This is a genomic window from Streptosporangium sp. NPDC023963 (assembly GCF_040639135.1).
Taxonomy (GTDB): domain Bacteria; phylum Actinomycetota; class Actinomycetes; order Streptosporangiales; family Streptosporangiaceae; genus Streptosporangium.
Map to the genome: position 1 here is coordinate 65,577 of NZ_JBEZZK010000009.1, position 25,417 is coordinate 90,993.

The 25,417-nt window shown below is 70.5% G+C and carries 17 protein-coding genes; 4 read left to right on the forward strand and 13 right to left on the reverse strand.

What is annotated here, in order from left to right:
• Positions 1-156: 156 nt before the first annotated feature.
• Positions 157-1,443 (reverse strand): histidine kinase, encoded by a 1,287-nt coding sequence (locus tag AB0F88_RS25725; protein ID WP_362688966.1) that lies wholly within the window; start codon positions 1,441-1,443, stop codon positions 157-159.
• A 259-nt stretch (positions 1,444-1,702) separates the two neighbouring features.
• Between AB0F88_RS25725 and AB0F88_RS25730 the strand changes: the two genes are divergently transcribed.
• Entirely contained in the window at positions 1,703-2,764 is a 1,062-nt protein-coding gene (locus AB0F88_RS25730; RefSeq protein WP_362688969.1) for a hypothetical protein, read from the forward strand.
• A gap of 607 nt (positions 2,765-3,371) precedes the next feature.
• Here AB0F88_RS25730 and AB0F88_RS25735 read toward each other — a convergent pair.
• The 8 genes from AB0F88_RS25735 to AB0F88_RS25770 all read right to left on the reverse strand — a co-directional run bounded on the left by AB0F88_RS25735 (position 3,372) and on the right by AB0F88_RS25770 (position 13,887).
• Positions 3,372-5,615, reverse strand: a complete 2,244-nt coding sequence (locus AB0F88_RS25735; RefSeq protein ID WP_362688972.1) for a cellulose binding domain-containing protein — start codon at positions 5,613-5,615, stop codon at positions 3,372-3,374.
• A gap of 115 nt (positions 5,616-5,730) precedes the next feature.
• Positions 5,731-6,768 carry a LacI family DNA-binding transcriptional regulator gene (locus AB0F88_RS25740; RefSeq protein WP_362688975.1) on the reverse strand — a complete coding sequence of 346 codons (1,038 nt, stop codon included), beginning with the start codon at positions 6,766-6,768 and terminating at the stop codon, positions 5,731-5,733.
• 252 nt (positions 6,769-7,020) lie between these two features.
• Positions 7,021-8,472 carry a family 43 glycosylhydrolase gene (locus AB0F88_RS25745; protein ID WP_362688978.1) on the reverse strand — a complete coding sequence of 484 codons (1,452 nt, stop codon included), beginning with the start codon at positions 8,470-8,472 and terminating at the stop codon, positions 7,021-7,023.
• A gap of 526 nt (positions 8,473-8,998) precedes the next feature.
• Positions 8,999-9,667 carry a hypothetical protein gene (locus tag AB0F88_RS25750; protein ID WP_362688981.1) on the reverse strand — a complete coding sequence of 223 codons (669 nt, stop codon included), beginning with the start codon at positions 9,665-9,667 and terminating at the stop codon, positions 8,999-9,001.
• A 5-nt stretch (positions 9,668-9,672) separates the two neighbouring features.
• Complete coding sequence (locus AB0F88_RS25755; RefSeq protein WP_362688984.1) at positions 9,673-10,572, reverse strand: carbohydrate ABC transporter permease; 900 nt, start codon at positions 10,570-10,572, stop codon at positions 9,673-9,675.
• On the reverse strand, positions 10,569-11,504 hold the full coding sequence (locus tag AB0F88_RS25760) for a sugar ABC transporter permease (protein WP_362688987.1): 936 nt from the start codon (positions 11,502-11,504) through the stop codon (positions 10,569-10,571). The genes AB0F88_RS25755 and AB0F88_RS25760 overlap by 4 nt, the downstream gene beginning before the upstream one ends.
• Before the next feature lie 70 nt (positions 11,505-11,574).
• On the reverse strand, positions 11,575-12,813 hold the full coding sequence (locus AB0F88_RS25765; protein WP_362688990.1) for a sugar ABC transporter substrate-binding protein: 1,239 nt from the start codon (positions 12,811-12,813) through the stop codon (positions 11,575-11,577).
• A gap of 93 nt (positions 12,814-12,906) precedes the next feature.
• Positions 12,907-13,887 carry a hydroxyacid dehydrogenase gene (locus tag AB0F88_RS25770; protein ID WP_362689571.1) on the reverse strand — a complete coding sequence of 327 codons (981 nt, stop codon included), beginning with the start codon at positions 13,885-13,887 and terminating at the stop codon, positions 12,907-12,909.
• 271 nt (positions 13,888-14,158) lie between these two features.
• Between AB0F88_RS25770 and AB0F88_RS25775 the strand changes: the two genes are divergently transcribed.
• The gene (locus AB0F88_RS25775; protein WP_362688993.1) at positions 14,159-16,057 is read left to right on the forward strand and encodes a DUF2264 domain-containing protein; all 1,899 of its coding nucleotides are present in this window, start codon (positions 14,159-14,161) and stop codon (positions 16,055-16,057) included.
• A gap of 11 nt (positions 16,058-16,068) precedes the next feature.
• Here AB0F88_RS25775 and AB0F88_RS25780 read toward each other — a convergent pair whose 3' ends face one another.
• The 3 genes from AB0F88_RS25780 to AB0F88_RS25790 form a co-directional block, all read right to left on the reverse strand.
• Entirely contained in the window at positions 16,069-17,196 is a 1,128-nt protein-coding gene (locus tag AB0F88_RS25780; RefSeq protein ID WP_362688996.1) for a substrate-binding domain-containing protein, read from the reverse strand.
• The gene (locus AB0F88_RS25785) at positions 17,193-19,106 is read right to left on the reverse strand and encodes a heparinase II/III family protein (RefSeq protein ID WP_362688999.1); all 1,914 of its coding nucleotides are present in this window, start codon (positions 19,104-19,106) and stop codon (positions 17,193-17,195) included. The genes AB0F88_RS25780 and AB0F88_RS25785 overlap by 4 nt, the downstream gene beginning before the upstream one ends.
• 930 nt (positions 19,107-20,036) lie before the next feature.
• Positions 20,037-20,225, reverse strand: coding sequence for a hypothetical protein (locus tag AB0F88_RS25790; RefSeq protein ID WP_362689002.1), 189 nt, complete (start codon positions 20,223-20,225; stop codon positions 20,037-20,039).
• A 269-nt stretch (positions 20,226-20,494) separates the two neighbouring features.
• On the opposite strand from AB0F88_RS25790, the gene AB0F88_RS25795 reads away from it, so the two are divergent.
• Positions 20,495-21,925, forward strand: coding sequence for an RICIN domain-containing protein (locus AB0F88_RS25795; protein WP_362689005.1), 1,431 nt, complete (start codon positions 20,495-20,497; stop codon positions 21,923-21,925).
• Between the two features lie 676 nt (positions 21,926-22,601).
• On the opposite strand, the gene AB0F88_RS25800 is transcribed toward AB0F88_RS25795, so the two are convergent.
• Complete coding sequence (locus AB0F88_RS25800) at positions 22,602-24,977, reverse strand: beta-galactosidase (protein ID WP_362689008.1); 2,376 nt, start codon at positions 24,975-24,977, stop codon at positions 22,602-22,604.
• On the opposite strand from AB0F88_RS25800, the gene AB0F88_RS25805 reads away from it, so the two are divergent.
• Positions 24,976-25,413: a hypothetical protein gene (locus AB0F88_RS25805; protein ID WP_362689011.1), complete on the forward strand. Its 438-nt coding sequence runs from the start codon at positions 24,976-24,978 to the stop codon at positions 25,411-25,413. The two genes, AB0F88_RS25800 and AB0F88_RS25805, sit on opposite strands and share 2 nt — an antisense overlap.
• Positions 25,414-25,417 lie beyond the last annotated feature (4 nt).

Below are 25,417 nucleotides of genomic sequence, written 5' to 3' on the forward strand. Positions count from 1 at the left end.
CCCGCGGGAACCCGTCACCCGGGCGGGAGTCCGCGGCGCGAGTGGTCGTGCGGGAAGCCGTCATCCGGGCGGGAGTCCGCGACGCACGTGAGCACGTGGGAGCCCGTCACCCGGGCGGGAGTCCGCGGCGTGAGTGGTCGTGCGGGAACCTGTCGCTCACGCGAGGGCTCGCGGCGGAGGCGGGTCCGAAGGAGCCGGTCGTTCACGGCGGTCCTCGGCCGGGACGGACGCCGGGAGGCTCGCCGTGACCAGATACCCGCCCTGCTCGGTGGGCCCGCTCCGCAGGGTGCCGCCGAGCAGGTCCACCCGGCGGCGCAGGCCGGCCAGCCCCGCCCGCGATCCGCTGGCCACCAGCGACGGGTCGGCGGGCGCGGTGGGCGCGGTGTTGCGGATCTCGATGCTCACCGCCTCGGGACGGTATTGCAGGTCGACGGTCGCGCGGGCGCCCGGGGCGTGTTTGCGGACGTTGGTCAGCGCCTCCTGCACCACCCGGTACGCGGCACGGGAGATCACGGGGGACGCCGTGCCGGGATCGCCGCCGACGCGCAGCGACGCCCCGGCGGTGGCGGTCAGCTCGGCCAGGTCGCCGCCGCGGTCGTCCGTGCTCCGCGCCGCCGTCCGGCTGTCGTCCCGGTCGTCCGTTCCCCGTGCCGGTGTGGCCCGCTCGCCGCTCCGCATGACGCCGAGGAGGTCACGCAGCTCGACCATGGTCCGGGAGCCGAGATCCCCGATCCGCCGCGCCGCGGCCTTGACGGCCTCGTCCTCGGTGGACGTCCGCAGGGCCCCGGCGTGCAGGACGATCTCGGTGACGTGATGGGTGACGACGTCGTGCATCTCGGCGGCCAGGTGCCGGCGTTCGGCCGCGATGGCCCTCTCGTTGAGCAGGTGCCTCTCACGTTCGGCGATCTCGACCCGTTCGCGCAGCGAGCCCAGCAGCCGCGCCCGCGCCCGCACGTACATCGCGATCACGGCGGGCAGCACCGCGTAGACCACACCGACGTAGAGGCCACTCCAGGTCGGTGCCCACGGCTGGACGTTCAGCAGCGCCAGCGCGCCGACGCAGGCGAACGCCATGGGCGTGGGCCGCAGGTAGACCAGGATCCACACCGCGACGGGCGTCGCCAGCGGCACCGGGCCCGCGAAGAGCGCGCCGGTGGCGGTCAGCAGCCCGGGTGCGGCCAGAGCGGCGGCCTGCGCGATCGCCGCGCCGAGGACGACGAGGACGCCGACCGTCCGCGGGCGGCTCGGCATGAGCAGCAGGAGCCCGTCGACGACGAGGTTGAACACCAGCTCGGCCGCCGGTCCCAGCGCTCCCGAGGTCCGTTGCGCCCCGGCGTAGAGCAGCACCTGCAGGCACGCGTGGGCCGCGATGATGGTGAACAGCACGGCGTACCCCGCCCGCCCGGGGTGCCGGTCACGGGCGAGTGCCGATCGTGACGTCATGACCGCGCACCTTCCCCGTCAGGAGACGCCGTCACCTCGTGGCGGCGGCCGGAAGCCGGGCCGCCGAACAGACAACCTCGGCGACGTACAACGCAACCCGGTTGCCGGGTCCGGGGGGCTGCCGGCCGATAGATTGTTCGTTGTCCGTACGGCGATTCGGCAGGTCAACGTGCCGATGCCGGTGGCCTCCGGTCGCGGTCGCGCGCAGGTCGAGCCGCCGTCTTCATCGCCGTGAACCTCCCCTCACAAGGACATCGGCATGTGGAAGAACACGCACCCGTCCGATCCCGTCCCGCACCCCGGACCCGCCGGAGACCGGCCGGAGCCGAGGTGGCGGAGATGGGCACCCGTCGTCTCCCTGCTGCTGCTCGCGCCGTTCGTGGCGGAGCTGCTGCTCGGCGACGTCGCGTTGCCCAGCGTGGGCATCGTGGTGGTCTTCGTCCCGCTGTACGGCTGCGGGGCACTGCTCGTCCGTGAGCTCGCGCGGCGCACCGGCCGGGGCTGGCCCGCCATCGCGCTGCTGGCCGGGGCCTACGGCGTGCTGGAAGAGGGCTTCGCCACGATGTCCCTGTTCAACCCGGACTTCGCCGGATATCGCCTGCTCGACGAGGCGCCCCTGCCGTTCCTGGGCATGGGGGCGCACTGGACGGTCTACGTACTGTCGCTGCACGTCATCTGGAGCGTCTGCGCGCCGATCGCGCTCGCCGAGACCCTGTTCCCGGACCGGGCGCGGGTGCCCTGGCTGCGCACCCGCGGCCTGGTCGTCACGTCCGTCGTGTTCCTGCTCACCGTCGCGCTCTACTGGGCCGGGTCGTTCCACGCGGCGGGAGCGACTCCCGGGGTGCCGGTGTTCCGGCCCTCCGCGAACCAGATGATCGCGACCGCGGTCGCCGCCGTGGTGCTCGTCGTCGCCGCCTTCGCCGTCCGGCCGAACGCCACGTCCTCTGGCCCGCCCGGCTCCGTCCCGTCGCCGCTGCTCGTCTTCGCCGGCTCGCTGGTGGTGACGAGTGTCGTCCGGCAGAGCGCTCATCACCTGCACGGCTGGGTGAGCGTCGTCGTCTGCCTGTCGGCCGAGGTCGTGGCGGTGGCCGCGCTCTGGTGGTACGGCCGGCGGCGAGAGTGGGGACCGTCGCAGGTCTTCGCCGCCGCGTCGGGGGCCGTCGTCGCCTACGCGTGGGCGAGCTTCTTCCTGACGCCCATCGTCGGCACGACCGATCCGGTCGTCGCCCGTGTCGGCAACGCGGTGTTCACGCTGATCGCCGTCGTGATCCTCGCCCTCGCCGCGCGGCGCCTGCGCGGGACCAGGACGGCCCGGCCGTGACGGGACGCGTCGTCCGCCACCACACCGGCCTCCACGCCCCCGCGCGGCACCCCGTACGCCGGCTTCCACGCCCCCGCGCGGCACCCCGTACGCCGGCTTCCACGCTCCCGCGCGGCACTCCGTACGCCGGCCTCGCGCCCGTACGGTGCCGAAAGAACAGGACGCGGGTCACGGCACCGGCTGCCGGCGCATGCGACGGTTTCCCGTCTCCTGGAGGTGCGGGGAGGAGGACGCTCGCTCGTCAAGTCTCCGAACCGGGGATCTCCCGCCCGGTCCGGAGGCTCGAACCGTGCGGGCGGCCAGGTGCCACACCCGCCGTCCGTTGAAACGTTCTTCTTTCCGGCGGCGGTCCGGCGTCGCCCGCGCCGGCGTCAGCGCGGGCCCGCGGCATGCGACGGCCGGCCCGCCGCCCCGGGCGCCCGCATCGAAAAACCTCAGAAAAGGGTAGAGAAACTGCCTTTGTCGCCCTCAGGGAGGGTGACGGCTCCTTCGGACGCCCACCATGATCACCACTTCGCCGCACCCGCCGGGGCGCCCCCTCCCCACCGGGAGAGGGCGCCCGTCGGACGGCGCCGGGGGAGATCAGGTCCGGCCCCGGCGCCGGGTCCTACCGGAGGTAGACCTTCGGCTGGGGCGGGGTGGACATGCCGTTGCCGATGAAGAAGCTCGGGTGGGGCGGCTGGTTGTAGGCGGTGTTCTGCCAGGCCAGCGCCACCCGGTACTGCGGGTCGTGCAGCAGAGTGTGGATCTTCGTGGTGGTCACGTTCGGCGTGGAGTAGATCCGCAGGGCCCGGTTGTCGGTGGTGGGCCAGATGACCTCCTCGCGCCAGTCGCCGAGGATGTCACCCGACAGGGACGGGGTGGCCTTGGTGCCGTTGTTGGAGTGCACCCCGGAGGCGGTCAGCAGCCGGGTCTCGCCGCCGGTGCCGTACTTGTCGATCCGGGTCTGGTCCAGCAGCTCGCGCACCGGGTCGGCGTCCCACCAGGCCAGGAAGTTGGCCGAGGAGGGCTGGCGGCCGACGACCGTGCCCGCGGTGTTGCGCAGGCCGTTCTGTCCGGCGCCCGCCGCCCAGGACTCGGCGCCGGGGCTGCCCGCGTAGATGTCGGCGGACACCCCGCGCCCGGGGCCCTCGCCGTCCGAGCCCGAGCCCGAGCCGGTCTGCCACAGCCTCGCCCCGTTGCGGGCGTCGACCATGTACAGGCCGGGGCGGCCGGCCGATTCGGAGATCTTCACGTACTCCATGCCTGGCCGGCTCGGGACGAGATCACCCAGGTGGGCGGCGTCGCCGTGGCCCCAGCCGACGTTCCACAGGCCACGGCCGTTGTCGTCGATGGCGGCGGCGCCGTACAGGATCTCGTCCCTGCCGTCGGCGTCGACGTCGCCCACGGTCAGGGAGTGGTTGCCCTGACCGGCGTAGGAGCCGTTGCCGGAGGCGTTGGAGTCGAAGGTCCACCGCTTGGTGAGGGAGCCGTTGCGGAAGTCCCAGGCCGCGATGACCGCGCGGGTGTAGTAGCCGCGGGCCATGATCAGGCTGGGCCGCTGGCCGTCCAGGTAGGCGGTGCCGGCCAGGAACCGGTCGACGCGGTTGCCGTAGGTGTCGCCCCAGGAGCCGACGTTGCCGCGCGGCGGGTCGTAGTTCACCGTGGACATCGCGGCGCCGGTCTGGCCGTTGAACATGGTCAGGTACTCGGGCCCGGTGAGGATGTAGCCGCCGGAGTTGCGGTGGTCGGCGCTCGCGCTGCCGATCACGGTGCCGCGGCCGTCGACGGTGCCGTCGGCTGTCTTCATCGCGACCTCGGCCTTGCCGTCGCCGTCGTAGTCGTAGGCCTGGAACTGGGTGTAGTGCGCCCCGGCCCGGATGTTACGACCCAGGTTGATCCGCCACAGCCGGGTGCCGTCCAGCTTGACGCCGTCGATGTAGACCGGGTCGGTGGTGCCGGACTGGGAGTTGTCCTTGGAGTTGTTGGCCTCCCACTTCAGCACGATGTCCAGGCGGCCGTCGCCGTCCAGATCGGCGGGGGCGGCGTCGCTGGCGTGGTGGCCGGAGGACGGCGGGGTGATCGGCACGTCCAGGTAGCCGCTGCCGAACCGCAGCGAGGTCTCCGAAGCCGGGCCCTCGCCGGCGCCGCCGACCGCCCGCACCGTGTAGGAGGCGTCCGCCGCGGCCCCGCTGTCGAGGTAGTTGGTGGAGTCGGTGACCGTCGCGATCCGGGTCGCCCCCCGGTACAGGTTGAACGTCGTTGAACGGGCCTCGGTCCCGAGCAGCCGCCACGACACCAGGTTGCCGCCGCCGGACCGGACGCTGATGACGCCGCGGTCGAGGTCCTCGACCTGCTTGGCGTCACCGGGGATCACCGTCGGGGTGGGCGTGGGCGTCGGGGTGGGTGTCGGGGTGGGTGTGGGCGTTGGAGTGGGCGTGGGCGTCGGGGTGGGTGTGGGTGTGGGCTCGGTCCCCGTGCAGGTCGTCCCGTTCAACACGAATGACGAGGGGACCGGGTTGTCGCCGGTCCACGAGCCGTTGAAACCGAACGTCGCGGTGCCGCCGGGCGGGATCGCCGCGTTGTGGCCGGCGTCTGTCGCCGTCACGTTCGAGCCGCTCGCGGTGACCGTGGCATTCCACGCCTGGGTGACGGTCTGCCCGGCGCCGAACGACCACGTCAGCCGCCAGCCGTTCACGGCGTCGCCGAGGTTGTTGATCGTCACGTTGGCGCCGAAGCCGCCCTGCCACTGGTTGGTGATCGCATAGTCGACCCGGCACGCCACCGCCGCCGAAGCGGACGAGGCCAGGATGGATGTCCCGGCTAGTCCGACCGCGCCTAAGACCGCCAGCAGGCGGGTTAAACGTTTCATCAGCCGTCCAATCAAAGGGGGTTGGGGAGCGACCGAACGGTAAAAACGGCGAGGTAGAACTGTCAAACGCCTACGACGTGGAAATTGTTACGTTTCACGTCAAAGGCCATCTGGCCTATGAAAGTTTCGGACTCGCCGTCGATGAACGCACGACCAGGCGGGGACGGTAGACCAGGCGCCGGTGCCGGTGTCCCGGGCGCGTCTCGTCCAGCAGCAACCCGGCCGCGGTGTGCCCCAGTTCCCGCTTGGGTTGCCAGACCGTGGTCAGCGACGGCGTCATCTGCGCGGCGAACACCAGGTCGTCGTAACCCACGACGGAGATGTCCCCCGGCACGTCGACGCCCCTTTCACGCAGGCCGCCCACCACGGCCATGGCGGCCAGGTCGGTCAGGCACAGGATCGCCGTCGGCGGCACCGGGTCGGCCAGCACGTCGTCGAGCACGGTCTCGGCCGTCGTCATGTCGGGTGCCGGCACCCGTACGTCCAGGACCACCTTGTCGGGGTCGTGCCCGGCGGCGGCGCAGGCCTCCCGGACGCCGGATCGCCGGTCGATCGTCTGCTGCACATCGACGGACGCGGACAGCACCGCGATTCGCCGATGTCCCAACCTGAGCAGGTGATCGGCGGCCAGCCGTCCACCCATCACGTTGTTCATGGACACCGAACAGAGTTTCCCCTGGTCGGTCCGGTGGTCCACCAGCACGATCGGGACTCCGCGCCGGGCCATCGCCAGGAGCGGCCGCAGGCTCAGGTCGACCGGGGTGATCAGCACGCCGCGGACGCCGTGTTTCTCCAACTCGCGCAGGTAGTGCTGCTCGCGCCCCGGCTGCATGTCGGTGCTGCACATCATGAGCATGCAGTCGTCCTGTAGCAGCCGGTCCTCGATGCCGCGGCAGACCTCGGTGAAGAACGGGTTGGTCATGTCGAGCGTGACAGCGCCGACCAGCGAACTCGGCAGCCCGCGCAACCGGCGGGCGGCGTTGTTGGGCACATAGCCCAGCCGGTCCATCGCGGCCTGCACCCGCTGCTGGGTCTCCTTGGCCACGACGTCGGGGCTGTTCAACACATTGCTCACCGTCGCCAGTGAGACCCCGGCCTCCTCGGCGACCGACCGCATCCCGCGGCGCCTGGGCGCCTTTTCCCCCTCGACCACCGGGAAACCATATCGAGATCGATACCCCTGATGCGCTGATACGTGTTCAGAGAGGGGCAATCCCACTTCGTGGTATGAAACGTTCAAAAGGGTTGGCCCGTTCCGCCGCGGGTCCATGAGGATGGCGTCCACGACGCGGGCGCGCCGCCCGCCGAGTCCCCGACACCGGCCGGAAGGGGCTCGGGCAGGGGCCGAAAGAGGGGTGCGCCGCTGTCACCCCTCTTTCTCATGTCCGCCTTTCCCGTCCGGGCCTCACTCGAGGACGAAGCTGGCGTTTCCCCGGAAGGCGGTGGTGCCGTCGTTCTGCTCGACCCACACCTGACCGGCGCGGTGGCGCAGGTAGTAGCCGGGGAAGTTGACCGATTCCAGCGACACCGTGCCCGAACCGGTGAGCCCGGTGCGGCGGGTGAAGCTCGCGTCGGCCCTGAACAGGGCGCTGCCGTCGTTCCGCTCCACCCAGGCCTCGTGGTTGCGGTGCCGCAGGTAGTAGCCGGGGAAGTTGGTGGACTCCAGCGACACGGTGCCCGAGCCGGACAGGCCGGTGACGACCTTGAACTGGGAGTCGGCCAGCGGTGAGACGTTCGCCTCCAGGCGGGCCCGGTACTCCCAGTGGCGTATCGCCGAGCCCGGCGTGTCGTGGGACATCAGCCGCACCGGGGTCGCGCCGTCGGGGACCGGGATGCCGAAGTCGGGGGTGCCGTCCGCCCTCCAGTAGATCTTCTGGACGCGGGTACGGCGGTTGGGGTCGTTGAGCGGGTCGCCGTTGATGTCGCGGTAGTTGCGGTCGTGGTAGACGAGGATGTCGCTCTGCCCGTCCTCGGAGACGGTGAAGGAGTTGTGGCCGGGGCCGTACTGGCCGGTCGAGGCGTTGCTGGTGAAGACGGGGTTGGCGCTCTTGGTCCAGGAGGAGGCGTTGAGCGGGTCGGCCGAGGCGGAGGCGGTCAGCATGCCCAGGCAGTAGTTGGCGTCGGTGGCGCTGGCGGAGTAGGTGAGGAAGAGCCGCCCGTTGCGTTGCAGCACGGCCGGGCCCTCGGCCACCTTGAAGCCGCGCGTCTCCCACGCCAGGGTGGGCACGGTCAGGCGGGTGGTGGCACCGGTGATCGTCCAGGGGTTGGCGCCCATGCGGGCGATGTAGAGGTTGGAGTTGGTGGCGATGCCCGGCTCCTGCTGGGCCCAGAGCAGGTAGCGTACGCCGTTGGCGGTGAAGGTGGTGGCGTCCAGGGCGAAGGTGTCCCAGGGGGTGGTGATGCGGCCGCGTTCGGTCCAGGGGCCGGTCAGGGGGTTGGCCGCGGAGCTTTCGAGTACGTACATGCGGATGCGCCAGATGTCATCGGCGCGGCCGGCGGCGAAGTAGACGTACCACTTGCCGTTGATGAAGTGGATCTCCGGCGCCCAGATGTGGGCGCCCATCTCGCCGCTGGTGTGCTTGCGCCAGATGACCGTCTCGGGGGCGCTCGCCAGGCCCTGGACGGTGGTGGCGCGGCGCAGCACGATGCGGTCGTACTCGGGGACGGTCGCGGTGAGGTAGTAGTAGCCGTCGGTGTGGCGGAAGATGTGCGGGTCGGCGCGCTGGGCGGCCAGGGGGTTGGTGTACTGGGCGGGCGGGGAGGCGTGGGCCGCGATCGGTGAGAGCAGACCGGCGATCACGGCGAGCAGTGTGGCCAGCGCGGTCACCAGGGCGCGGCGCGCGTGCGAGGGGGGCATCAGGGTCATCCTTCTGTCAGGCCAGGGGAGAAGGTCACGGTGAAGGAGGCGCCGGAGGCGAGGGCCGAGATGGACGCCTTCAGGTGGGCTGCGGAGGCGAGGGCCGAGGTGGACGCCTTCAGGTGGGCGCCACGGGTGCCATGACGAGGGCCATGACAAGGGCCATGACGACGGCCATGACGACGGCGAGCAACGCGGTCAAAGCCCTTTGATATATGCGTATTCCGATACCTCCATAATGTTAGCGCTAACATTTCACGGAGACCGCGCGGAGACGGTGATGCGGGCGTAGGCGCATTATTAGCCCGGCGAAGGGGCCTCCGTCAACGGACGGCACGCAATTCATGCCCGGCGGTACCGTGATGATCGGAACGCGTTCCCGACGGTGAGACGGGCCGCGCGGAGCGTTCGGCTGATCATCGTGTCGCACTCGTGGAAGATCGCGGTCCGCGCGAGACCTCAGCGCTTCGTCGAGGCGCCGGTCGCCCTCACCGTGCCGATGTCGCGGACCGGGAGCGAGGGCCGGTCAAGGTCCCGGCAGGAGCGGCAGGGCCACGAACCGGCTCGTGGCCCAGGCCGCGTAGAGCAGTGGCGCCGTTCCCAGCAGCACGCCGAAGAACGGTTCGAGCAACACCATGCCGACCGTGAGCGCCAGCACCATCAGCGTCGGCAGCGTCAGATACCAGCGACGCGCCACCAGGTACAGGCACGGCAGGACCAGGCCGCGGACCGGACGCGACGATTCGGCCACCACGACCAGCACCGTCACCGTCGTGGCCACGACCAGCGCGCCCGCCGTGACGAAGAACGGCAGCAGCGCCGGACCCCACGAGGTGTCAGCGACCACCATGACGTCCACCACGAGCACGCTCACCACCGCGGCGCCCGTCAGCCAGGTGACCAGCGCCCGCACCGCCGCCCGCCGGTAACCGTTCCAGAAGGCCGCGAACACCGCCGTCGACCCCTCGTCGAGCAGGGCGAAACACCGGAACGCGCCCGCCAGCGCCGGCGCGCACACCGCCGAGAGCACCGCGAAGAACGGCCACGACGCCGACGGATCCCGCACCAGGGCCAGTGCCACCAGCAGCGGTGCGCACGATATCGCCAGCAGCAGGTTCGTCATCAATCCGACGTAGACCATGCCGAAGACCTTCTCGTACGTCTCCTGCCGGGCCGGACGCAGCAGGCCGCGCATCGCGCTCACCCCTTCAGCCCGCTCGTCGCGACGCCCTGGATGAAGTAGCGCTGCCCGAACAGGAAGAGGACCAGGATCGGCAGCACCGACAGCACCGCACCCGTCATGATCATCGCGTGTTCGGCCTCGTACAGGCCGACGAAGGAGCGCAGGCCGAGCTGCACCGTCCACAGCTCGTTGCTCGTCAGGTAGATGAAGGGCCCCATGTAGTCGTTCCACGTGGTGACGAACGTCAGCAGCGCCAGGCTGGCGAGCGCCGGCTTCGACAGCGGGAGGATGATCCGCCGGTAGATGCCGTACTCGCTGAGCCCGTCGATCCTGGCCGCCTCGCACAGCTCGTCCGGGATCGACATGTAGTACTGGCGCATGAGGAACACGCCGAACGCGCCGAACGCCTGTATCAGGATGAGCGACCAGTACGTGTCCGTCAGCTCCAGCCGCTGCATCATGATGTACTGCGGCACCATGTAGGCCTGCCACGGCACCGCGATGGTGGCGAGGTAGCCCAGGAACAGCGCGTCGCGTCCGGGAAAGCGGACCTTGGAGAACCCGTAGGCGGCGAAGCTGCCGGTCAGCACCTGCAGGAACGTGATGGTGACCGACAGGAAAAGCGAGTTGCCCAGGTAGGTCGCCATCGGGGCGCGTTCCCAGATCTCCACGAAGTTCGACCAGCGCAGCTCTTCCGGAATCCACTGGATCGGGACCGCCAGGACCTCGCTGTTGCGCTTGAGCGAGGCCGACAGCATCATTCCGAACGGCACCAGCGTCAGCAACGTCACCGTGACGAGCCCGAGGTAGGCCAGCGTCCTGCGGGCGGCGGGGTACCAGGAGGCCGGCGATCCGGTGGGCCCGTCGTGTCGCGGCGGCGGTACCGTGGCCGAAGGAGCATCGCGCAACGTGGTCATGACGCGTATCTCCGTTCGTTGATCCGGAATTGGACGATGGTCACGATGAACACGATGAGGAACAGCACGAGCGCGATCGCCGACGAGTAGCCGAACTGGCCCTCGACGATGCCTTCCCGGTAGACGAGCTGGGCCAGCACCAGGGTGCTGCGACCGGGGCCGCCTCCGGTCATGACCATGATCAGGTCGAGCACCTTGAAGCTCTGGATGGTCAGCATGACCAGCACGAAGAAGGTGGTGGGCCGCAGCGAGGGCAACGTGATGCCCCAGAACCGCTGCCAGGCGTTGGCCCCGTCCACCTTGGCCGCCTCGTAGTACTCCCTGGGAATGGTCTGCAGGCCGGCCAGGTAGAGCACCATGTAGTAGCCCATGTCGCGCCACACACTGGTGATGATCACCCCGGGCATCGCCCAGCCGGTGCTCGACATCCAGCGCGGGGGGTCCTGGACGCCGATCGCCTCCAGGAACAGGTTGATCGGTCCCGCCGTCGGATTGAACAGCATGTTCCAGACCACGGCCACCGCGACCAGGGAGGTGATGTACGGGAAGAAGGCCGCGCTGCGGAAGAAGTTCACCCCGCGCAGCCGCCGGTTCAGCGCCAGCGCCAGGGCGAGGGCGGCGATCAGGGTCAGCGGGATGTGGCCGAGCGCGTAGTAGAACGTGTTGCGAAGAGCGACGTGGAAGTTCTCGTCCCCCCACAATCGTTCGAAGTTGCTCAGCCCCACCCACTCGGGCGTTCCGTAGGAGTCCCAGTCCATGAACGCCAGCACGAACGCCGCGATCACCGGGATGAGCGTGAACAGGGCGAAGCCGAGGAAGTTCGGCAGGATGAAGCTCCACCCGATCAGGGTGTTGCGCCAGGCCCGGCCGCCGTGGGGCACCCGAGGTTCGCCCGGCTCGGTCGGCGCGGGCTGCGGCATGACATGGGCCATGGTCGTCCTTCGTGACTCCTTCGCAGACCAGGTGGACGGGCGGCGGGCCGCGGAGCCCGCCGCCGTCGCCCTAGTTGAGGACCTCGTTCTTGACGCGCTCGTTCATCGAGCGGATGCCGTCGGCGACCGACTTCTCACCGACCATGATCAACTGATGCTCCTCGTTGAGGATGGTGTCGACGTCGGAGCTCTTGTCGCTCACCGGCATCTCCAGCACGACCTTGCCGGGCTCGAACGCCTTCTTCGACAGCTCGTCCGACGGCATGCCCTCGAGCTTGAAGTAGGCTTCCGTGATCGCCGGATCCTGCAGCGCCGGCACCACGCCCACCTGGGCGATCGCCTCCGCGCCCGCCCTGCTGGCGGCGAACTGGACGAACTTCTTGGCGAGGTCGGCGGACTCGCTCCGCTTGTTCACCGCGAACCCCGTCGGGGAACCGAAGGTGACGGCCTCGCCGGAGCCCGCCCGCTGCGGCATCGGGGCGAGCGCCCAGTCGACCTGGCTCTCGCCCTTCTTCTTGGCCTCCAGAATGCCCGAGATGTACCAGGTACCCATGGGCATCATCGCCGCCGCGCCGGTTCCGAACACGTTCCGGTAGTCGGCCTGCTGGGCGCTCGCGGTGCCGAAGTCCATGACCGCCCCCTTCTTCTGCAGGTCCAGGGCCATCGTGTACTGGTCGGTGAAGAAGGCGTAGTCACCGCCGAGCTGGTCGCCGCCCGTCTGCGCCGCGGAGATCGCCTGGACCACCGAACGCCAGGTGTGGTGGTAGGTGCCGTGGACCTTCTTGCCGTCCTTGTCCCCGGTGAGCTGCTGGGCGTACTTGGCGTAGTCGTCCCACGTCATGGCGCCGGTGAGCTTGATGCCCGCCTTGTCGAGCAGGGTCTTGTTGTAGTACAGCAGCCAGAAGTCCTGGCGGTAGGGGAGCGCGTAGTAGGTGTTCCCGGTGTTGTAGGCCTGCAGACCCGCCAGCTTGGCGGCGTCGGCCGACGTGGCGAGATCGGTGACGTCGACGAGCTGCCCGCGGCTGGAGTAGCGCGCGTAGTCCGTCACGTTCTTTATCGTGATCACGTCCGACTTGTCGCCGCCGGCGAGCATGGTGGTGACCTTGTCCTGATAGTCGTCCGCGAGGATGTCGACCGGCTTCACCTTGACGCCCGGATTCGCCTTCTCGAACGCCTGGAACAGCGCGGTGAACTCGGGGGTCTTGGCGAGGTTCCACACGGTGACGGTGAGGGTGGTGGGTCCGCCGCCGCCCTCGGCCGGCTCGCCGGAGCCACCGCACGCGGCGAGCGCGAGCGCGACGACGGTCATTCCCGCGGTTTTCACGACGTGGCGCCGCGTTCGGGTCCTGGCGGGCGGAACGGGATTGAACATCGGTCTGGTTTCCTTTCCCGGAAGCGGGGCTCAGGCGCTCACGGCGAACTCGTCGGCCGTCACCACCGCGCGCGGCGGCCGGCCGGACAGGTAGCGTTCGAGCTCGTCGAGGGCGCTGTCGCTCATTCGCCGGGTCTCCGATCCCAGGGATCCGGCGATGTGGGGGGTGATCATGACGTTGGGAAGGTCGTACAGGAGCGAGTTCGCGGGCAACGGCTCCGGGTCGGTCACGTCGAGAATCGCGTCCAGGCGTCCCCTCGCGCACTCGGTCTCCAGGGCGGCGGTGTCCAGGACGGTGCCGCGCGCCGTGTTGATGACGGTCGTGCCGTCTTTCAGCAGGGCGAGTTCCGGCGCCCCGATGAGATGACGGGTGGAGGCAAGCTCCGGGACGTGCAGGGTGAGCACGTCGCAGCGCGGCAGCAGGTCGGCCAGGCCGACCAGCCGGCCGCCCGCCTCACGGACCTTGGCGGCGCCGGCGTACGGGTCGTACACCAGCGTCTCCACGTCCAGGCTGCGCAGCCTTTCGACGACCCGGCGGCCCACCCGTGAGAAGCCGACGACGCCGATCGTGCGCCCGCGGTTGGACAGCTCGCCCCGCCGTTCCAGGTAGGACCAGTCGTCGCGATGTCTGCGCGCGTCCTGGGCCAGGAACGGAGCCTTCTTGCCCGCGAAGATGATCGCGGCGAGGGTGAACTCGGCGACCGAGACGGCGTTCTCGTCCGCCGCGCTGGTCACCAGCAGCCCGCGCCGCCAGACCTCGTCGGTGACGAACGGGCGCACCGTTCCCGCGCAGTGGAAGATCGCCCGAAGCTCCGGCGCGCAGTCCAGCCGCTCCTTGGTGAGCGGAGGACAGCCCCATGAGGTCACGAGCACCTCGACCTCGCCTAGCCTGCGGCGCACGAGCGGATCGTCGAGGTCCGCCGTCGCCATGGGGTCGGTGAGCTCGACGAGATCGCGCAACCGCCGCAGCTGTGGCTCCTGGAACTGCACGTCGACGTACACGGGATCCATCACCAGCAGAGCCTGTGATCGTCGGTCTCTCACACCGGTCCTCTCGCCAGCCAGCGCTTGCCAGTGCCGCCGATCATGACCGATCGTTTCAATCAGGTCAATAGATTGTTAACGCTAATATGATCGTTACTGATCAATACGATCATCTGAGGATCCCGGCAGCCGTCAGCGATGATCAGTATGAACGCTTTTGATTCATCGCTGCTTGACGTGTCCGCCGGGACGGTGCCAGCATCGCGGGGTTTCGTGCGGAGTCGCGACAGGAGGCCCGATGCGCTGGCTGCGGGAATTGGACGACCGGCGGCTCTCGCCCTACACCGGCTGGACCAGAGATCACTGGGCCGCCCTGGCCGACCGCCTGCTGCTGTCCGCACGGCGGTACGCCTCCCCCTCGCACGCGCGGATCTCCTTTCCCGGCGAGCCGGGCGGGTACGGGCCTGACGTCGACGCGCTGGAGGGGTTCGCCCGGACATTCCTGGCCGCGGGGTTCCGGGTGGCGGGGGAGGGCGGCCATGACCCGCACGGCTACCTGGAGTGGTACGCGCGCGGCCTGGCGGCCGGGACCGATCCGGCCTCTCCCGAGCGCTGGGTGAGGCTGGACGAGCATGACCAGGCCAAGGTCGAGGCCGCCTCCATCGCGCTGGTGCTGCACCTCACCCGCCCGTGGCTGTGGGACCGCCTCGACGACGGTGTGCGCGAGCGGGTGGTCGATTACCTGGCTCCGGCGATCGGCGGCGCGTACCCGCCGATCAACTGGATCTGGTTCCAGCTCGTGGTCGAGCGGTTCCTCGCCTCGGTGGGCGGCCCGTCCTCACGCCAGGACGTCGAGGCCGGGCTCGCGCTCACCGACGGGTTCGTCCGGGAGGAGGGCTGGTACTCCGACGGCGAGCGGCGCGGCTACGACCACTATGTCGGCTGGGCCCTGCATTTCTATCCGCTGCTGTGGACCGAGATGGCGGCCGGCGACCCGGCCGCCGACGACCGTCGTGCCGCCTACCTGTCCCGGTTCACGCGCTACCTTCACGACGCCGTCCACCTGGTGGGCGCGGACGGCTCTCCGCTCATCCAGGGCCGCAGCCTCACCTACCGGTTCGCGGCCGCCGCCCAGTTCTGGGCGGGAGCGCGGGCCGGTGTCGCGACCCCCGCGCCGGGTCTCCTGCGCCGCGCCGCCTCCGGCATCGCCCGCCACTTCGCCGAGCACGGCAGCCCCGACGACGACGGACTCCTGACACTCGGCTGGCACGGCCCCTGGCGGCCGATCGCCCAGTCGTACTCCGGCACCGGCTCCCCCTACTGGGCCGCCAAAGGCCTGTACGGGCTGGCGCTGCCCGCCGATCACCCCGTGTGGACCTCGGTCGAGGAGCCGTTGCCGGTCGAGCGGGAGGATTTCCAGCTCGTGATCCGATCACCGGGCTGGCTGGTCTCCGGCACCCGCGCCGACGGCGTCGTGCGCGTCGTCAACCACGGCACCGACCACGCCACCCCCGGCGACCACCGCACGGACTCGCCGCTGTACGCCCGCCTCGGATACTCCAGCGCCACCTCGCCCATCCTGGCCGGCCCGCACGCCGGCGACCCTCTCGACCAGTCGGTCACGCTTCTGGGCCCCGGCGACCGGCCCAGCCATCGCACCGGCTTCGAGACCCTCCTCGTGGACCGCCTGCCGACGGGGACCGCCGTCGGCGCCTCCCGCTGGCGGGCCCACTGGGTGGACCCGGACCCGGACACCGCCGACCACGGCTACGGCCGGTCGGGCACCGCCGTCCTGGGGCCCTGGATCACCGTCCTGTCGGCGTTGCGAGGCACCTGGGAGGTCCGTCTGGTCCTCGTCCTCCCCACGTGCGAGGCCCCCCTTCGCCTGGGCGGCTGGCCCGTCCCCGCCGCCACCCCGACGTCCCACCTGATCTCGCGCATCGTCCCCGGCCCCGGTCTCGACCTGTCGGACGTGACGCTCGCCGAGAACGCCACCCCGTTGTCGGGCCGGACCCTCGTTCCCTGGTGCGGCACCAGCGCGGCCGCCGAGCCGCGCAGATGGTACGAAGCCCGCCTTCACCTCGGTTCGAGCGTGCCCCCGGCCCCGCCGGAGATCGGCTGGGCGAACGCGGTCGCCCGGATCGTCTGGCCGGACGGCGCCGAGGACACCCTGGATCCCGCGTCCCTTCTGCCGTGAACGGCCCACCCTCAGGACGAGGAGGAGCGCACGATCAACCGGGGCTCGATGACCACGCGATGCGTCGGCCGATGCGGGTCCTGATCCGTCAGGCGAGCCCACAGCAGGCCGAACGCCGCCCGCCCGATCGCCTTCCTGGGCGGGCGGACCGCCGTCAGCGGCGGATCGCACAGCTCCGCCACCTCGTCGTCGTAGGTGACCACCGCCAGGTCCGCGGGCACCCGGACGCCCCTCTCCTGACACCGCTCCACGAGGCTGATCGCCTCCGGGTCGGAGTGGACCAGCAGCGCGGTGGTGCCCGTGCCGAGGCACGAACCGAGGATCCGGTCCATGGCCTCGTTCCACTCGGGGTTGCGCTGGTCGACGGTGGTGAGGTCCGGGGTGCCGTCGAGTTCCAGACCGAGCTCCTGGCAGGCCTGCCGCCATCCGCGCCGCACGTGCGGCGTCGTCGGGCTGTGCAGGGTCGTGACCACCCCGATCCGCCGGTGCCCCAGCGCCGCCAGGTGGCGCACGGCCATGGCCGCGCCCAGCGCGTGGTCGCTGATGACGGACTCCATGGTCTCCTCGTACGGCCCGACGGAGGCGGCCCGCTCGATGAGCACGACCGGCACCGGCGCCTGCCGCAACCAGCGCACCAGTTCCTCGCCGTCGTCACCGGTGGTGGTCGGCGCGACCAGGAGCCCGTCCACGCCGACAAGGTCCATCAGGCCTGACAACTGCCGCCGCTCGTCGGCGGCCTGGTAGGTGGCGCCGCGCAGCACGACCCTGGCTCCGGCCGCCGCGGCGGCCTCGCGGACACTGCGGATCACCTCCGGCCAGTAGTAGTCGAGCGACGGCACGACCATCCCGATCGTGAGTCGCCGTCCGTCGCCGACGTCCTCCTCGGCGGCCGGTCGAGGCGAGACCTCCTCGCCGGGCTCGCCGGCGGGGGCGCCACCGTGCAGCATGGCCCCGCCCCGAATCCGCCGGATCAGCCCCTGCGAGGCGAGGAGCGCGATGTCACGGCGGACGGTGATGACCGAGACGTCCAGCTCCTCGGCCAGGTCGGCGACCCGGACGGAGCCACGCCGCCGCAGCAGCTCGACCACCCGGGTGCGGCGCTCGTCGGGCAGCGAGGCCGGTGAGCCGGACAGGGTCATGGCCGCACCTCCACGCGTACCAGGAGCGATCCGCTCGCGGTGCCGGGCAGCTCCAGCCGCAACCGGGTCAGCCGGTCGCCCCACACCGCGACGAGCAGGGGGTCGTCCAGCTCGCGTTCGGTCAGCGATCCGGCCGCGTGCTCCGGATCCCAGGAGAGGACAGCGGCCCGGCCCCCGCCGGGCGGCCGTATCGTCACCTGCCCCGGCGCCTCCTGCCGCACCCGACCGGACAGCAGGAACCGCACCTCGCTGGGCGGGCCCGCGTCGGTGAAGGCCCAGGAGTCCTCGATCGTCACGCCGCCGGTCTCCCGGTCCAGCCTGGCCGTGCGCCACCACCGCTCAAGCCCGTCCACCGGGTAGGCGCCCGCGAGGTCGAGCCTCATCTGGAAGGCGTCCGGCTCGTCGGCCACCGTGACGTCCCCGGCCGCGAAGGACGCGCCCTGCCCCTGCGGGGTGCCGCGCACCTCGGGCACGCTGTGCCAGCCACTCCGCATCGTCCAGATCGCGTACCGGTCGGGTCCGAACGTCCGCGCCGTGTACGTGGGCCGCCCCGCGTCGACCACGGCGGGTGTCCCGTCGACGGCGACGATCACTGATCCGACGTCGTTGTGGTTGTGGTTCTCGTCGTTGTGGCCGCCCTTGACCGCGAGGGCGAGACCCCGCTCGGTGCCGCGGGCGGTGCGGGCGACGCCCACCTGCGTGCCGGGCAGCCATGCCGAGGCCACCAGCGGCGGTTCGGCCGGGCCGGCCTCCAGCCAGCTGATGTCGGCCAGCTCGCTCAGTGCCCGTCCCAGCTCGGCGGCGGGGGCGACGGTCCCGGCGCGGTGGGCGGCGGCGTGCCGCATCCCGTCGGGATCACCGATCCGCCGCGCCCAGCGGTGCGGCACGTGCCAGGGCTGCTCGGCGGGCGGCAGCGCGCGGGCGTCGGCGAAGTTCACGTACCACGCCCCGCCCAGATGCATCCGGTGGGGGAACCGCACCGTCTCGCGCACCACCGGCACGTCGGACGCCTCCAGCTCCCCGGACGTGGCGTGTTCCAGCACGTCGAGCGCCTCCAGGGCGCGGCAGGCGCCGTTCCACCAGTACTCGTAGCCCTCGTCCACCGACCCGTCGCCGGGCAGCGCCGCCAGGTAGCGGTCGAGGCCCTCGATCGCCAGCGCGACCTGCCGGGCCCGCTCCGCTCCCGGCTCGGCCAGGCGCAGCGCGGCGACGAGCACGTTGCCGCAGATCCACGGGCACCAGTTGTGCACGCGGCCGTCCAGCCCCAGCCAGTGCCAGTCGCGCCGGCGGGTGAACGGCTCCAGGACCCGCCACCGCACCTCGGCGCGCAGGCGGTCCCGCAGCCCGGGGAATCGCTCGTCCAGCCGCTCGCCGAGCAGGTGGTCCGCCCAGGCGAGCTGGGCGGCCACGTCGCCGGTGCCGAGATCCAGGCAGGGGGTGGCCGGGTCGGGCAGCACCGTGCCCCGCGACCGGCAGGACTCCTCATGGGCGGGCCAGCACCACGAGCTCTGCTCGCACACCAGCACGATCCCGTCGGCGGCCTCGGCCAGCCACTCGTCCGACCCGTTCGCCGCGGCCATGAGCACGGCCCGGGTGAGCCGCTCCTGACGCGCGAACACGCCGCCCTCGTAGACCGTGCGGTCGCCGTCCTGAAAGTATCTGGCGTACTGCGTGGCGAGCGGCTGCGCCCACGGCGACCCGCGCTCGGCCTCCGCCCGCTCCCGCACGCGCTCCAGCGCCCGCGCCGGCGGCTCACCGCTCAGGGAGGGCAGGGGCAGCGCACGGTCGGGATGCGCCAGGACGTCGGTCAGCGCGCCCGGCGAGGCGGTCGCCCCCCACCTGCCGAGCAGCGGGCCTGAAGCGACGCTCTTCGCGAGCCGAACGGCGGGGCCGGTCGCCGTACTGGTCATGCTCCTCCTTAGGGCCCCCTCATAGTACCGATCGAACCTGATCGAAGTTGATCCCTTCGCAAAATTCACTGGTGAAGCGATCAAATCCGATGTTCATGCGATCACCTCGGAGGGCTACCGGCCGGAACCGTGGACCGATGCCGCAGGTAAGCGGACGGGCCGCTCGTGGGTCCGTCGCGAGGGGCCGCAGGCGAGGAACGACGGGGGGCGGTGGCCGGATCCGCGTGACACCCCGACCCGGGTGACGAGGTGAGATGCCGGGGCCGGCCGCCTTCGGCGATGGCGACCCTCGGAGGCCGGGCACGGTCGGGCACGATCGGGCGGGCCGGGCGACGGGGAAGGCGACGCCACGTGACCCGTCGGCACAGAGGCGCGGGCGGCACCATCGCCGCGATTACGTGGGCGTCAACGTAATCGGACCTGACTATTGGAACGCGATAACGACGCGGGTTTCAATGCGCGAACCGCGGCCCGTAACCGCGACAGGGCGGCGGGCCACGTCGGCATCGCACCGGTGTGTGCGTTCACATGAGTGCGGTCAACACCCGCTGTCATCGACCGCACCGGACCTTCCGGCCCGTGACCCGAAGGCTGGCACGACGACCCAGACCGCCGACCGCCGGGCGCCGAAGAGGGTTGAACAGGCGATATGACCGGCTGTGACCGGAGGTCGGCGCTACAGCCATCGCCGCCGTCACGGGATGCCGGCTGGGCGGAGATGAATTTCTCGTAGCGAGATGTTGACATCCCGCTTGTGAACCCCAACACTTTGCGGAAATGCAACAGAAACATGAATGCGGCCCGACCGTCGGCCCTTCATAGGGAACCAATCGCCCCATTGCCAAGCTCGCAGGGACGAGGTTTATGCACGAATGTTAGCGTTAACACTCCTTCGTGCGCCTGTTGACGCGCCCTGTCGCCCCTGAGGCCTCACCGTGAGCGCGCGGCGGTGATGTCGCCCCTCGCCGTCTCCTCGCCGATTCCCGGAAAGGACGCCCGCGGTGTCCCCACGTCAAAGATCGCCGCCACCGGCACGTGGCCGACGGCCGTGCTGGGCGGCGTCGTCCACATCGCCGCGGCGCCGTCAGCCTCGGCGGCCGTGTACTCGGCCCATGTCATGGGTCACCTCGAAGAGTCGCCGAACCAGCTCGGTGACAACCACGCCCTCCACCTGGCGGTGAGCTCCGACGGTCTCCACCGGACGCCCCTGAACCAGAACGACCCGGTCGTCACTCCTGCCGAGAGCTCGACCCAGGAATTCAGATCTAGTGATTGGACATTTCATGGCACTGATCATGGCGTCCGATGGGTACTCATCAGGACCATCGCGGAGCACTCGGCCGTCGCGCCGGTTACTGATCGCCCTTGTGGCGGTCGCCCTCGCCACAGTGACAAGCCTCGTCGTCTCCGTGCCGCCGGCCAATGCCGACACCAGGCAATTCCGAGGCATGAACTGGGCGGTGCTGGGTGACAACTTCAGCACCGGCACGCTGGTCGTGCAGGGCCTGAGCCAGTCCGACAGCAACGCGACAGTTCGGGCCAAGGCCAACTCGCTCTACGACAGCATGGAATACCTCATGGGGGTCAACACCGTCCGGCTGCCCATCAACACTCACACCGTGGCCAACACGACCTGGTGGAACGCCTACCGCGGCGCCATTGACGCCGCCACCGAGCGCGGATTCAAGGTCATCCTGGCCTACTGGGAGGACGGCGCCGCCTCCGGCGGCAGGATCACGAACCTCGCCGCATGGAACACGATGTGGTCCAGCGTGACCAACACGTACGGCTCGAACAGCAACGTCTACTTCGAGCCGATGAACGAGCCGCACGGCTACTCGTCGGCGGACTGGCGCAACGTCGCGGCGAACTGGCTCAGCTACCACACCTCGGCGGTGCCCGGCCGGGTGCTCATCGGCGGCACCGGCTTCAGCCAGGACCTGAGGGACATCTGCAACGACAGCCGCTTCAACTCGACGCTGCTGTCCTTCCACTACTACGCCTTCTTCTACGGCGCCATGACCTACGACGCCTTCCGGAGCCACATCCAGACGCGTCTGGGCAACTGCGCCTCCCGCGCGATCGCGACCGAGTACGGCGCGCCGATGTCCACCGGCCTCAACTACAGCGACCCGAACAGCACCGACAACTTCGTGCGCTACATCCGCGCGATGACCCAGGTCATGCGTGACAACCAGATGGGCGGCACCTACTGGCCCGCCCTCGGCGGCAAGACGGGCACCATCGGCTACGACTGGTACTCGATGTTCGCCCTGGGTGGCAGCGGCACCACTCTCAACCTGACCACCCGCAACGGCCACGGCGCCAACCGGATCCGGTATGGCTGGGGCGACGCCGTCAGCGACCCCAGCCCTTCGCCTTCGCCGTCGCCCTCGCCGGAAACGTTCTACAGGATCGACGCGCGCCACAGCGGCAAGGCCATGGACGTCCAGCAAGCGAGCACCGCCAACGGCGCACGCGTCAGCCAGTACACCTACGGCGGCAACGCGTGGCAGCAGTGGAAGTTCCAGGACGCCGGCAGCGGCTACTGGCGCGTCGTCAGCCGCCACAGCGGAAAGTGCCTCGACGTGGTGAGCGCTTCGACCGCCGACGGTGCCGAGCTCGTCCAGTACACCTGCGGCACCGGCAACAACCAGCAGTTCCAGATGGTCGCCAACGGCGGCTACTTCCAGCTCCGGGCACGACACAGCGGCAAATGCGTGGACGTACCGGCCGCGTCGACCGCGGACGGCGTGATCCTCAAGCAGTACGCGTGCAACGCCGGCACCAACCAGCAGTGGTCGCGCACGGCCGTCTGACGGTCGTCTCGGCGTGACCGCGGATCCGCGGTAAGCCCTCACGCCCCCGGTGCCGATCACATGCCGTGTGCTCGGTGCCGGGGGAGCGGGATCGCCGTGGTGCCGGTTGGTGGCGCGTTCGCGCGATCTTCTGGTTCGGGGCGCGGTGGTGCGCCGCTCAGGACGTGCAGACAGTAGTGGTCGCCGCGGCGGACGAGGGTGGGCGCCTCGATGGCGCCGCCGCCCCGGCCGCCGATGTTGTTAGCATTGACATTCCTGTGTGTAACCAGCGGTTCACAGTGTTGTGAGGAGATCGATTCTTGGTGTTGACACCGGCATCGCCTTCGTCGGGAGGGTGTGCGGCTCTTCCGGGATGACATGAAGGACGCACGGCGCCGTCATGGTCACCTAGCATGACCGCGGGCTTCCCGGCAGCCGGGAAGGCGGCTTCCCCCTCCGCCACGCCATCGTCACGCCGACGTGCTCATCAAGACCGGGACCTACGGGCGCGCAGACGCGTTGCCCGGCCGCGTCGCCGACGTAATGGAAGTCCCGTGGTGCGCCCGTCGCGGGTCACGACGCCGGTGAGAGCCGATGGGGCCTGGAGGAGGGGGCGGGACATCCGGCAGTGGCGCCCGTACCGTCCGCAGGAAGGCCCGCCTCACGCGCGGGGAGGACCTTGACCAAGGATGGCTCATCATGCCCGCGCCGCGGTGAGGACGGTGCGTGTCACCGGGACCAGCGTGGCCGAGCGCAGTTCCACCAGCCCGCCGGGGCCGACATCCCGGCGGACCTCGGGGGAGAGGTAGACGGGTGCGTCCGGCCCCAGCGGCAACAGCCGCAGTTCCAGTCCGTGCTGGACGACCTCGTCGCGGAAGCGGCGCAGGCCGATCTCCCACACGGGGCCGTACCAGAACTGGTCGGCCACGAGCCGTCCGTCGACATAGGCGCGGCCGACGTCGCCGGTCCAGTCCAGGCGCAGGAGCAGTTCCTCGTCGCCGTCGAACGCCTCCTCGGGGACGGTGAGGTGATACACGGCGGCGTTGTCGAAGTCCGCGTCCACCGGCGCGGACGCGCGCCCGGTCGCCTCGTCGATCACCGGTGCCCGTGGCGGGCCGGCCTTGGCGAGGTGGGTGACCTCGACCGGGGTCGGCGGGCGGGTCCTGCCCGTTCCCAGGGGAACGTCCAGAGGCGGGAAAACCCGGAGGGGGGAGTCACCGTACACGACCAGATGGTCACCGTCGGGCACCACGGGACTGTCGCACACCACCAGCCGGTCCTGGCCGGCGATGCGCGCGCGGACCGCCGCCAGCGCCGTTTCCTCGTCGAGGATCAGGACGCGCGTGATCGCCTCGCCCGGCGCGGTGACCCGCAGCAGGCAGTCGAGGCCGGGGACGAGAGCCGACAGGACGACGTCGTCACCGAGGCGGGCCGCCGTCGCGGGGCCGTCGACGGAGGTGACCGTCGCCGCGTCCAGCGCCAGCTCGACCGGCAGGCCCGCCGTCTGCGTCAGCACGAGCACCGGCTCCGGACCGTCCAGGACGCAGACCACCTGCGCGCTGGCCCAGCGCAGCAGAGCGCCGCCGAGGGGCCGGTTCAGCGGCCACGCGAAGTAGCCGCCGGAGGGAATCGACACCGGCCGCGACGGCACGAGCAGTTCCCGGCCGCCGATCGTGATCGCGAACCGGACGTCATCGTGCGCGGGCAACGTCTCGACCGGCTGGTGGTTGTTGACGAACAGGAAACCGGATTCACCGTCGGAGCGCACCGCCCAGCGCAGTGACGCGCGGTCGGCGGTGTCGGACGGCGCGTCATCCGGCATGACCAGGCTCATCGTCGCCAGAGCGGCCCCGTCGGTAGCCAGCCACAGGTGCTGCAGGCGCAGGTGCCGGTAGGAGTCGCGAAACTGGCCGTACTCGCCGAGGGGGGCCTGGAAGTCGTAGTTCACCACCGGGCAGTCGTTGGGATAGCCCGTGGCGTGCGACTCCTGCAGCGTCGACAGCTCACCGATCTTCTGCGAGGCGCCGTGGTAGAGGTAGTAGCCCTGCCACGAGGAACCGCTGCCCAGCTTCACCATGGCGAGCGCCGCCAGATCACGGGCCGCGACGATCGCGCGCCGGTGGTAGGAGGTGTACATGCCGCCGCCCAGCTCACACGTGGCGAACGGGTAGTCGGCCAGGTGTTCCTCCCCGCCGGACGCCGAAGCGGGCCGGCCCGTGGCCTCTCCGGGAGCGGTGCCCGTCTCACGCAGGTCGGCACCGATGGAGTCGTCGTCCCGGCCGGGTCCGAAGAAGTAGTGCGCCCGGCTCTGGGCGGGCCATCCGTCGTGCGCGGTGTCCCACGCCGCCTCCGAGTAGCCACCGAAGACGGGCAGCACCTCACCGGGCGGCAGCTGGGCGTGCCCCCATCCGGTCGCCGTCCACAAGGGAGCGTCGATGCCGCACTCCCCGGCGAGCCGCTTGATCGTCAGGAGATGACCGGGCTGGTCGTACAGCTCGTTCTCCACCTGGACCGCGACGATCGGCCCGCCGCCGGCGCGGGTGAGCCCCCGAAGCTGAGCACCGATCTGCTCGAGCCAAGGACGGACCAGGGCGAGATAACGGGGGTCGTCGGTACGCGGCTCGCAGTCGGCCGCCGTCAACCAGTCGGGAAAGCCGCCGTAACGGGACTCGCCGTGTCCCCAGGGCCCGATGCGCACCACCACGTCGAGCCCCACCTCCGAGCACAGCTGGAGGAATCGGCGCAGATCGCGGTCGCCGCTCCAGAGATAACGGCCACGCACCTCCTCGTGGATGTTCCAGAAGACGTACGCGGCGGCGACGCTCACCCCGCCGGCCCGCATCTTCAGCAACTCCTCCCGCCACTCGGCGGCGGGGTAGCGGCTGAAGTGGTATTCGCCCATGACGGGGAACCAGGGCACCCCACCCCTGCTCAGGTGACGAGAGTTCACCGTGATGGCATCCGGCCGGCCAGGCTCGTCGCCCATCGCCAGATGTCCTGTACGAGGTGGCCCGAAGTGTTCCGGAACGCTGAGCCGCAGCACCGCCCCCACCGTCTCCCCGTCAGACGTCATGGTCAAACAGTACGTCCGCACGGGAGCTCACGACCGGGTGGTCGTCAGCCTGGGCACGTCCATCGTCAGCGGGCAACCGTCGCCTGACGACGATCTCGATGTCGCCGCCCCGCAGGAGCGGTTCGGCGTGAGCCGCACCGCCGTCCGCGAGGCGCTCCGCATGCGCGTCTCCGCCGACATCCCGCAAGGGCGCCGGGATCGATACGACATGACCCCGGGCAGCCACTCAGGGCGGCTCACGAGCAGTGATCGTTGTCGTCGCGACCGCTTTCCGAACGGTGCCAGTTTCACATCTGAACCATCGGCGAGCTTGAACTACTCCAACGACCGATTGCGGACGGCCGGCGGCGCGCTGATCCTCATGGATCAGGCCGTTCGCCTGGCCTGGTCCGTCACGCTCCCGGGCCCGCCAGCACGAAGGTACGGTCCATGGTGAGCAC